This is a genomic window from Streptomyces sp. NPDC059567, from assembly GCF_042735655.1.
In the GTDB taxonomy this organism is placed as follows: Bacteria; Actinomycetota; Actinomycetes; order Streptomycetales; family Streptomycetaceae; genus Streptomyces.
Map to the genome: position 1 here is coordinate 1 of NZ_JBHWBS010000157.1, position 9,825 is coordinate 9,825.

Here is a 9,825-nt window from a genome sequence, read left to right on the forward strand (position 1 = left end):
GGACTCGGAAGAGTCCGGGGCCGCCCCTTTGCCCGTCTAGCCGATGCGGTGGTCGATGTCGGGGCGGGCCGCTCTCAGGGCCGCCAGGGCAGGGCCGTCGAGCATGTCGTAACCGAGGATCCGCAGCCCGGGAATCTCGGCGAGGGCTCGCACGGAGTCCGGTCGCAGGGGATTGTCATGGAGCCAGATCGCCTCCAAGCCCTCCAGCCCGCGCAGCGGGAGCAGACTGGTCACGCCGGGGCACTCTCGGAGGGTCAGGCGTCGCGGCACCACACCGCTCTCCCTGAGCCACTCGACGCCGTCCAGGACGGCGTTGCCGACGATCTCGACCACGTCGGGGCGGACGAAGGCCATGGTCCGGCAGAGTTCCTCGGCGGTGAAGTCGCCCAGGAAGACCACGTTTCCGACGCGGCCGAGCAGACCCAGGTGCGAGAGCTCCGCCCGGTTCGAGACGAGCAACGGATCCTTGTCGAGGTCGAGACGCGCCAGGACCTCGCGGGCGTAGGCGGCGGTGGGAAACCGGCGCCAGCGGAAGGGCAGCCGGTAGGCGAACTGCGAACCCACGAAGGCCCGGGCGTACGGGATGGCCTCCGCGCCGCCGATCGCGCAGATCACCTCGATCACGTGCTCGTCGAACCAGCCGTTCTCGTGGGGGCCGGGCAGCAGCGGCAGGAGGTACGGGCCCAGCCGGGCCAGCTGGTCCACCTGCTCGGGGCTGCGTGGCGGCAGCACCGACGTCACCGCGTTCCGTACGCGGTGGTGGAGCGGCTCGGACAGCCACGCCGCGTGCTGGGCGCACAACGCCGCCAGGACGTACAAGGTGGTCTTCAGGTCCCACTTCCGGCTCGCGGAGCCCGCCGCGAGGAGGCCCTCGACGAGGACGGGCAGTTCCCGGCGGGAGCAGTGGCCGGCCGCGAGGAGGAGGACGTCGTGCCACTGCTGGTCCCGTGCGTGGCGCAGGAGCTCCGGTATGAGGTCGTCCTCCACGAACTCCTTCGCCGCCAGGAAGTCCTGGAACGTGCGGTGCGCGAACTGGAAGACGTCGTCCCTCCGCTCCTGGAGGAGGCCGCTGCGGTTGAGGAGGTGGGTGAGGATCTCCTCGGACGTGCCCTGCCCGACGACCCTCGGCATCCCCGGCAGCGCGCGGTTCAGCTGGTGCAGGGCCTGGTCGCGGGTGAACTCCGTCTGGCCGCCCCGGACCAGCCAGGCCGCCAGGCGCTGGAGGAGCTGCTGGTGCTCCTCCACCGACATCCGGATGCCGTCGGGGGCGTCGATCCGGCGCCGGTCGTCGCGGGCGCCGAGGAGCATCCGGAGCGCCGATTCGTACAGCGCCCAGCGGGTCTCGGGCAGGAACCCCTCCCGTAACCGGTGCAGGGCGCAGGTCACCGCGCAGAGGAGCGGGGTGCGGGCGAGGTCGGACAGGGTCGGATTGTGGTCGAACTGCTGGAGCAGGTCCTGTTCGAGTCCCTTGAGGGCCTCGGGGTCCTCGCCGTCGAGGCCGGCCGCGTCGTGCCAGGCGGTGACGAACGCCTGGATGTCCTGGTCCCGCATGGGCAGCAGGGTGAGCTCCTCGAAGCCCTCGGCGGCCAGCCACTCCGGCTCCACCGCGAGCGGCCGTACGGTCGCCACACAGCGGGTGCGAGGGAAGCGGGCGAGGAGCCCCGAGAGCCAGGCGTGCGCGGCCTCCCGGTCCTCCGGGGGCACCTCGTCGAGACCGTCGACGAGCAGCAGCGCCCGGCCCCCGGACAGCACCCTGCCTGCCCAGCCGTCGGGCGCCGGGTCGACCATCAGGCCCGCGACACCGGGGAGTTCGGCGGGGGAGGGGAACCCGGAGCCGCGGGCCCGGAGCGTGCGGAGCGGGACGACGAAGGGCACGAGGCCGTTCAGCTCGGCGAGTTGGGGTCCGAGGGTGCCGGCGGCGGCGTGGGCGGCGAGCCACCAGACGAGGGTGGTCTTGCCCGCGCCGGCGTCGCCGCGGAGGAGGACGCGGGGGCGTGAGGCGAGGAGTTCGTCGACGCGGTGGGGGACGGGGGTGGATCCGGGCTCCCTGGAGGTGGCCTCCAGGGACAGATAGGCGGTGTCGAGGTCCCACTCGGAGGCCCGGCGGTTGAGTTCGTCCAGCCCGAAGATCTTGGTGCGACGGTACGCGGCACCGAGGGCTTCGGCGTACTCCTGCTCATGGGAGGAGTCGACCGTGGTGTGGTGCGTCTGGGCGGCAGGCTCCGGCGGGAGGCTGCCGATCGCCTTGACGTAGGCGCCTCTGAATCCGTCGCCGGCGACGATCGCGGCCAGGGGCACGCACTCCACCCGCAGATGGCCGCGGCCGCGCGGGATTCCCTTGACGATCCCCAGCAGCCCGCTGCCGGCGAACACCGGCGCCCCGGAGAGGCCCGCGAGGGGGGAGCCGCCGTCGGCCCGTTCGGCGGCCGGTGGTCGGTCCAGTTCGAGGATCATGGTGCGGCGGATCAGACCGGCGAGGGGCAGGACCGTGCCCGTGTACTGGTCGCACTCCAGCCTGCGCCCCTCGTCGTAACGCTGGATGTGCGGAAAGCCGACGATCTCGCAGTCGGGCAGGGGGCGTTCGGTCGCGACCTCGGCGAGTCTGACGGTGGCCGCGTTCACCAGGGTGGTGACGAGCCCGGCGATGAGGCTCTCCGGCGCCTGGAGCAGCGCGGCGTCGAGCTGCGGATCGGCCCAGATCACCCGGCACAGGACCCGGTCACGCAGACCGGGCACGGACACCCAGGCCGAGTAGCCGGCTTCCAGTACATGGGCGCAGGTGAGGACGGTGTCGTCGGTGAGCAGCACGCCGCTGCCCTGCCGACCGGAGTGCTGGGAGTGGACGGCGACCGCGCGCCGACCGGGCGGCAGCCCCATCAGTCGCCGAACCCGGAGGTGTCGCCCGGCTCGTCGTTGCCGACCAGCCAGGGCCCGCTCGTCGCGGCGTTGCGGGGCTTGAGGGTGAAGCAGACGCGATGGGTCTCGCCCCGGGTACGGGAGGCATCGGCCCCGGCCTCGACGACCCAGGCCTTGACCTTGGCCCCGCCCTTCACCTCCTTGCGGAGTTCGATCGTGAATTCCATCTCGATGTCGCCCACTTCGAAGGCGACGGGCTTTCCGGTGGCGCGGGTGGCGGCGTCGACGAGTTGATCGCGCACGGACTCGATGGCGTCGGCGAGCTCGATGTCGGTCATGATCGTGAACGTACCGGGGGAGGGGGAGTGAGGTCAGGTCATGTGCGGATCTCGACGGTGGCGGGGAGGTGTTCGGCGCCGACGACGCGGGCCCCCGAGGCATCGATGTACTCCAGGGACGGCAAACGTCCCAGGGGGGCGAGGTCCAGTGTCTGCTCTCCCTGCTCCTGGGTGAGGAACAGCTGACGAAGCCCGGGGAACGCCCGGACGATCCGCCCGGTCGGCACGTCTGTGAGGTGGTCGATGTCCAGGGCCAGCCTCTCGATGTGAGGCAGCCGAAGGCGCATGGGGAGGGAGCTGAATGCGGGGGAGGAGAGGTGGAGATGGCGGACGGACGCGAGCGTTGTGATCCCCTCCCAGTCCTCCGCCAAGAGTGCTGGGGCCTGCCCCAGGCCGAGCGAGGACAGGCCGGGGAGGCGGGCAAGCGAACCGAAGCCCTCCTCGGGGGCGCTCACTGTGGTGAGCCGGCGCACGCTGTCGCCTCGGAGCACGGATGCCGCCCGCCAGTGGCCGAACCGGGCGACGTCGAGGACCTCCACCTCGGTGAGGAGAGGGGCGAGCTCCGCCAAGCCCTGCTCCGAGATGCCCACCCGAAGGTCGAGACCGGACGGGCGCAGCCCCAATCGTACGAGTTCACCGGCCTGCTCGTCGGAGCTGACGGTGTAGAGCAGTCCGGTGGAGTCGAGCCGGGCGATGATTTCCTCGGCGTAGGCGCGGGAGTCGAACCGCCGCCACCCCCACATGAGCTGGGAACGAATCGCGAAATGTGGGTGGCTGGTGAACCGAGCGAGATATGGGAGAGCGGCCTCCGACTCGATGTGGGTGGCCGTCACCACGGCCATGAGCGCATCGCGGTCGCTCAGCCCATGCGGGCCGGGCAGCAGGTCGAGTACACCCCGCCCCACCGAACCCAGGATGCGGGCCTCGTGCATGTCGCGCGACGGAATCACCTCCCTTGTCCGCGTCAGAATCCGTTCCCGGACCTCCGGGCCCACCTCCGTCGCGTGGTCCAGCGCCGTCGCCGCCACGACGAGGACCCGTAGCTCGGTACGGCGGTCCGGTGCCGCATCCACGGCCTTCAGCAACTCCTCGAAGATCTCCGCGCATTCGCGCGGGCGCGCGTGGCCGACGGCCATGCGGATGACGTCCTCCCACTGGTCGTCCGCCGCGTACCGGACGAGGACGCCGATGTCCCACCGGTCCACCAGGGCCTTCGCTGCCAGGTAGTCCTGGAAGGTGCGGTGGACGAAGTCGACCGTGTCCGCGGTCGGTTCGCGCAGCAGGCCGCTTCGGTGGAGCAGATGCGTGAAGACCGCGCCCGGCTCGTACCCGGCCGCCTCGGTGATGGCCGGTACGGCCTCCTGCACGACCGACTCCGCGTGCGAACGGTCCATGGTCGTACGTCCGTTGAGGGTGAGCCAGTACGCGATCCGTTGGATCAGCTGGATCTGCGGGGCCTCGCCCAGCTCGATCCCGTACGGCGTGCCCATGTCCCGCTCGCGGTCCCGGCGCGAGAGCAGCATCGAGAGCGCCGCGTCGTACAGCGCCTTGCGGCCGCGCGGCAGGAAGCCGCGGCGGCCGCGGTGCAGGGCGCAGATCAGACCGCACATGAGGGGGTTGGTGGCGAGCTGGGCGACGTCGGCGGTGGTCCGCAGGGCGGCGAGGAGGGGCTGCTCGTACGGCGCCGCCTCCGGCCCCGCGGCCTCGTGCCAGCGGCGGACGAAGGTGCCGACCTCGGCGGTGGACATGGGGGCGAGGCCGAGCTCGGTGAAGCCGTCCGACGCCAGCCAGTCGTCGCGTACGGCGGTGGGGCGGGAGGTCACGAGCCAGCGGTTGCCGTCGTAGGAGTCGAGGAGGTCGCGGAGCCACCGGCGGGCGCGGTCGCGCTCGGCCTCGGGGATCTCGTCGATGCCGTCGACGAGGACCAGGCCGCGTCCGGCGGCGAGGACGCGGTCGGCCCAGCCGTCGGGCGGGGAGAGCGGGCAGTCGACGGCGGAGAGGAAGCGGTCGGGGGCGGGGAGCCGCTCGCCGTGGCGGGTGAGGGTACGGAGGGGGAGGACGAAGGGGATCCGGTCGCGGAGGTAGGCCATGCCCTCCGTCTGCTCGTCCCGGGCCGATGAGACCGCCAGCCACTGGACGAGGGTCGTCTTGCCGGAGCCGGCCATGCCGCGCAGGAGCACCTTGTCGTGCCGGGCGAGGGCGAGGTCGGCGCGGCCGGCCACCAGGTCACTCCGGTGGACGGGCGTGGCCACGCCGGAGCCGAAGGCGCTCCATTCGGCTGCGGGTCCCATCGAGGCCACCACGTCGGCGCCCCGCATCGAGGGCGGCTCCGCCCCGCTCCCCATCCCGTCCGGCTCCGCGAACCGCGTCCCGGCCCCGCTCCCCGTCGTGAACCACGCGCCCGCGAGCCCCGCCCCCGTCGCCTCCAGCGACAGGTACGCCACGTCCAGCGGCCACTTCTCCGGTGCGTCCCGCAGGTCCACCCCGTAGATCGTGAGGCTGCCGTGCTTCTTCGCCACGTACGCCAGGTAGCGCCGCTCGAACTCCGCGTCCCGCGCGTCCACGCGTGGCGTCCGGCGGATCACCTCGTCGACCTTGGCGGTCAGCTCCTGCTGGCCGCGGCTCTGCTCCACCAGTGTCCGGGCCACGAACGTGGACCGCTGGGTGAAGAACTCCAGGATGTGGAGGCAGGCCCACTCGGTGAGCGAGTCGAGGAAGTGGACGGAGTCCGTCGACAGGCCGTCCGGGGCCGGGGCCGCCGCGCGCAGGCTGCGGGCGAGGACCGGGGCGCCGAGGTGGACGGCCTGGACGTCGTCCATGTCGAGGTCGCCGAGGGCGAGGAGCGTCGCGGCCAGGGCGTCGGTGAGCGCCTCGGCCTCGTCGGCCGGGAACGGCGGCTCGCCCGGGCCCGTGAGGGCGCGCTCGACGAGGGTCGCGGCCAGTTTGCGGACGTCCTTCTCCGTCAGCGTGCGCTGCTCTCCGCGGAAGGAGACGAGCCGGGAGAGCCGGATCGGCTTGCGGGCGCCGGTGACGCCGGCCCCGGGGCCGTCCTTGACCAGCAGTTTCTTGACCAGAGGGCCGATCGTGGAGGACGCGAGTCGCATCCCTATGAGTGCTGGATCCACGTGCGTCCCCCGAAGCAGCCGTGTTCTTCAAACCGTGCCGCCAGCGTAGTGCGGGACGTGATCGAAAAGGCCTTGGTCGCGTGACCCAGGTCGCAATGGGGGCGGGCCCGCCGTGACAAGGCGCACAGGCGTTTCGAGGGGTACTAACCGGAATAGTGATGGCGTTTGCTGCCGAATCGGGACGTTCAGGGTCCGGGTATCGGGGCTTTGGTCCCTAGGGGGCGCGAACCATGCGAGAACCGGCCTGCCGGTCTGATCCGGGCAGGTCCGACGTGCACATAAACCGTTTCTCTTGTGCCGCTTTGTCCGATTTCAGGGAGGGGTGTCCGGGGTCGTCAAGACCCGAACATCCCAGGAGATCGCTACGACGCAATGTCGTAGATGGGGTGGTTTACGCCGGATGGGGGTCCGGGTTACCAAGGATGAGCAACAGCCCGCCCGGCGCAGCGAACGCGTCGGGTTCCGTTCTGTCCCGGAGGTTTTCCCCCGTATGTCGAAGCGCGTCATGAACCCCGCCCGTATCACCGCCGTCGCCCTTGCCACCGCCGGCCTGGGAGCGTCGCTGGTGGCCGGAGCAGGGTCCGCCTTCGCCGCCGAGGGCAAGGCCGCCACCATCGCGACTGCCGCGACCGGTGCGTCCACTGCCGTCGCCGCGCAGGCCGATGCCCAGGCCCAGGCCGCCGTCAAGGCCGCCGTCGCCAAGCAGGCCGCCGCCAAGAAGGCTGCCGTCGCCAAGGCCGTCAAGGCCGCCCCGGTCGCCGCCAAGAAGGCCCCCTCCTGGGTCAAGCCGGTCAGCGCCTACACCCTGACCGCCAGCTTCAACCAGGGCGGCGCCATGTGGGCCCACAAGCACTCCGGCCAGGACTTCGCCGTCCCGGTCGGCACCCCGGTCAAGGCCGCCGGTGCCGGTACCGTCGTGAAGGCCGGTCCGAACGGCGGCGGCGACGGCCCCGCGTACGGCAACGCCATCGTCGTCAAGCACGCCAACGGCAAGTACTCGCAGTACGCCCACCTGTCGAAGATCAACGTGCACATCGGCCAGAAGGTCGGCGCCGGTCAGAAGATCGCGCTGTCGGGCAACACCGGCAACTCTTCCGGCCCGCACCTGCACTTCGAGATCCGTACGACCCCGAACTACGGTTCCGCGCTCAACCCGGCCGCGTTCCTGCGTTCGATGGGCGTCTCCATCTGACCTGAAGAACGCTTCACCGCGCGCTGTGCGCCTGGGTGATCAGATCGAGGGCGACTTCGAGGACGGCTTCACGCTTCTCCTCGGGGTCGCCCTCGACGTTGTCCATGAAGAACATCCCCGCATGCAGGGTGAAGATCGCGCTCACGCAGCGCACCCGGTCGATCACGGCGAAGTCGGGCTCCTGGATCAGGCCGCTCAGCTCGATCATCCGCTCCTTGAAGGTCAGGCCGATGCTCAGCTCGCGGACGGCCGCCTGGTTCTCCTGCATGAAGCGGAACAGCGGGGCCGCGCTGATCAGGGACTCCTGATAGCGGCGCAGGATCTCCTCCCTGACCTCCAGCGTGCGCGGCTGCTCCCGTGCCCATGCGATCAGCTCGTCCACGGGCCGCGTGAGGTCCTGGAAGATGCCGATGATGATGTCTTCCTTGGTCTTGAAGTGGTAGTACAGCGCGGCCTTGGTGACGTCGAGGTGTTCGGCGATCTCGCGCAGTGAGGTCTTCTCGTAGCCCTGTTCCGCGAAGAGTTCGAGGGCCACGTCCTGGATGCGCTGCCGGGTGTTGCCTCTGGCCATGGTCCGCTCCCACACACTCATACTTACTTGACGACCGGCTAGTTACGGGTCTACCGTCCCCCAGTGTAGTAACTAGCCGGGCGGCAAGTAAGTGCCCGAAGGGCTTGTGGGGAGCGGAAGCATGGCGACGACCGAATCAGTCAGCACACCCGGGGAGGGAGCGGCTGAGCAGCCACGCAGTGTCCGCGTCGTCCTCCTCGCCCTCATGATCGCGATGCTGCTCGCGATGCTCGACAACATGATCATCGGCACCGCGATGCCGACGATCGTCGGCGAGCTCGGCGGCCTGGAGCACCTCTCCTGGGTCGTCACCGCCTACACCCTCGCCACCGCCGCCTCGACCCCGATCTGGGGCAAGCTCGGCGACATGTTCGGCCGCAAGGGCGTCTTCCTCACCTCGATCGTGATCTTCGTGATCGGCTCGGCGCTCAGCGGCATGGCCCAGGACATGGGCCAGCTCATCGGCTTCCGCGCCGTCCAGGGCCTGGGCGCCGGCGGTCTGATGGTCGGCGTCATGGCGATCATCGGCGACCTGATCCCGCCCCGCGAGCGCGGCAAGTACCAGGGCATGATGGCCGGCGTGATGGCCCTCGCCATGATCGGCGGACCGCTGGTCGGCGGCACCATCACCGACCACTGGGGCTGGCGCTGGTCCTTCTACATCAACCTGCCGCTCGGCGCCGTCGCCCTCGCGATGGTCACCGCCGTGCTCCACCTGCCCAAGAAGGAGCGCGACCGCTCCACCCGGATCGACTTCCTCGGCGCCTCGCTGCTGACCGTCGGCATCACCGCGATCGTCCTGGTCACCACCTGGGGCGGTACGGAGTACGCCTGGGGCTCCGCGACCATCGTCGGCCTCTCGGTCGCCGGTGTCGCCGCGCTCGCCGCCTTCCTCTGGGCCGAGACCCGCGCCGCCGACCCGGTCGTGCCGCTGCACATCTTCCGCAGCCGCAACTTCACCCTCATGTCGGTGATCGGCTTCCTCACCGGCTTCGTGATGTTCGGCGCGGTCCTCTTCCTGCCGCTCTTCCAGCAGTCCGTGCAGGGCGCCTCGGCCACCAACTCCGGCCTGCTGCTCCTGCCGATGCTGCTGTCGATGATGGTCGTCTCGCTGATCTCCGGCCGGATCACCACCAACAGCGGCAAGTACAAGATCTTCCCGATCATCGGTACGGCGCTGATGGTGATCGGCCTGTTCCTGCTCGCGCAGATGGACACCGGCACCACCCGCCTCACCTCCGGGATCTACATGGCGGTGCTCGGCGCCGGCATGGGCTTCCTGATGCAGATCACGATGCTCGTCGCGCAGAACAGCGTCGAGATGAAGGACATGGGCGTCGCCTCCAGCTCGACGACCCTCTTCCGTACCCTCGGCTCCTCCTTCGGCGTCGCGATCATGGGTGCGCTCTTCACGAGCCGCGTCCAGGACGAGATGGCGACGCGCGGCGGCTCGGAACTGACCCAGCAGTCCGCCCAGCTCGACGCGGCCTCCCTGGCGAAGCTGCCCGAGGCACTGCGCGAGGCGTACCAGCACGCGGTCTCCGCCGGCACGCACTCCGCCTTCCTGGTCGCCTCGGCGGTCGCCGTCATCGGCTTCGTGCTCGCCTTCCTCGTCAAGGAGGTGGCGCTGCGAGGCGCCGGACCGGAGACGAAGCCCCAGGCCACGGACGAGGCGCCGAAGGTCGCCGAGACCGTCTGATCCGCGCGCGTACGGGAGAGGGCCCCGGCACACCAGGTGTGCCC

General features: G+C 70.6%; 6 protein-coding genes. 2 read left to right on the forward strand and 4 right to left on the reverse strand.

All coding sequences use genetic code 11. The annotated features are described in order from the left end of the window. Nucleotides 1-36 precede the first annotated feature (36 nt). The 3 genes from ACFVZW_RS35715 to ACFVZW_RS35725 are packed head-to-tail and all read right to left on the reverse strand — an operon-like array spanning nt 37 to nt 6,298. Nucleotides 37-2,877 (reverse strand): NACHT domain-containing protein, encoded by a 2,841-nt coding sequence (locus ACFVZW_RS35715; RefSeq protein WP_384530574.1) that lies wholly within the window; start codon nt 2,875-2,877, stop codon nt 37-39. Beyond that, the gene (locus ACFVZW_RS35720) at nt 2,877-3,194 is read right to left on the reverse strand and encodes a trypco2 family protein (protein ID WP_384530576.1); all 318 of its coding nucleotides are present in this window, start codon (nt 3,192-3,194) and stop codon (nt 2,877-2,879) included. Before ACFVZW_RS35720 ends, ACFVZW_RS35715 begins: the two co-directional genes overlap by 1 nt. Before the next feature lie 38 nt (nt 3,195-3,232). Then, a complete protein-coding gene (locus tag ACFVZW_RS35725) occupies nt 3,233-6,298 on the reverse strand; it encodes an NACHT domain-containing protein (RefSeq protein ID WP_384530578.1) in 3,066 nt (1,021 codons plus the stop codon). A gap of 511 nt (nt 6,299-6,809) precedes the next feature. Between ACFVZW_RS35725 and ACFVZW_RS35730 the strand changes: the two genes are divergently transcribed. Beyond that, a complete protein-coding gene (locus ACFVZW_RS35730; protein WP_384530580.1) occupies nt 6,810-7,511 on the forward strand; it encodes a M23 family metallopeptidase in 702 nt (233 codons plus the stop codon). Nucleotides 7,512-7,524: 13 nt separating this feature from the next. Here the strand turns inward: ACFVZW_RS35730 and ACFVZW_RS35735 are convergent, their stop codons facing one another. Then, nucleotides 7,525-8,082, reverse strand: a complete 558-nt coding sequence (locus ACFVZW_RS35735; protein ID WP_384530582.1) for a TetR/AcrR family transcriptional regulator — start codon at nt 8,080-8,082, stop codon at nt 7,525-7,527. 121 nt (nt 8,083-8,203) lie between these two features. On the opposite strand from ACFVZW_RS35735, the gene ACFVZW_RS35740 reads away from it, so the two are divergent. Beyond that, entirely contained in the window at nt 8,204-9,781 is a 1,578-nt protein-coding gene (locus ACFVZW_RS35740; protein WP_384530583.1) for an MDR family MFS transporter, read from the forward strand. Nucleotides 9,782-9,825: the final 44 nt, after the last annotated feature.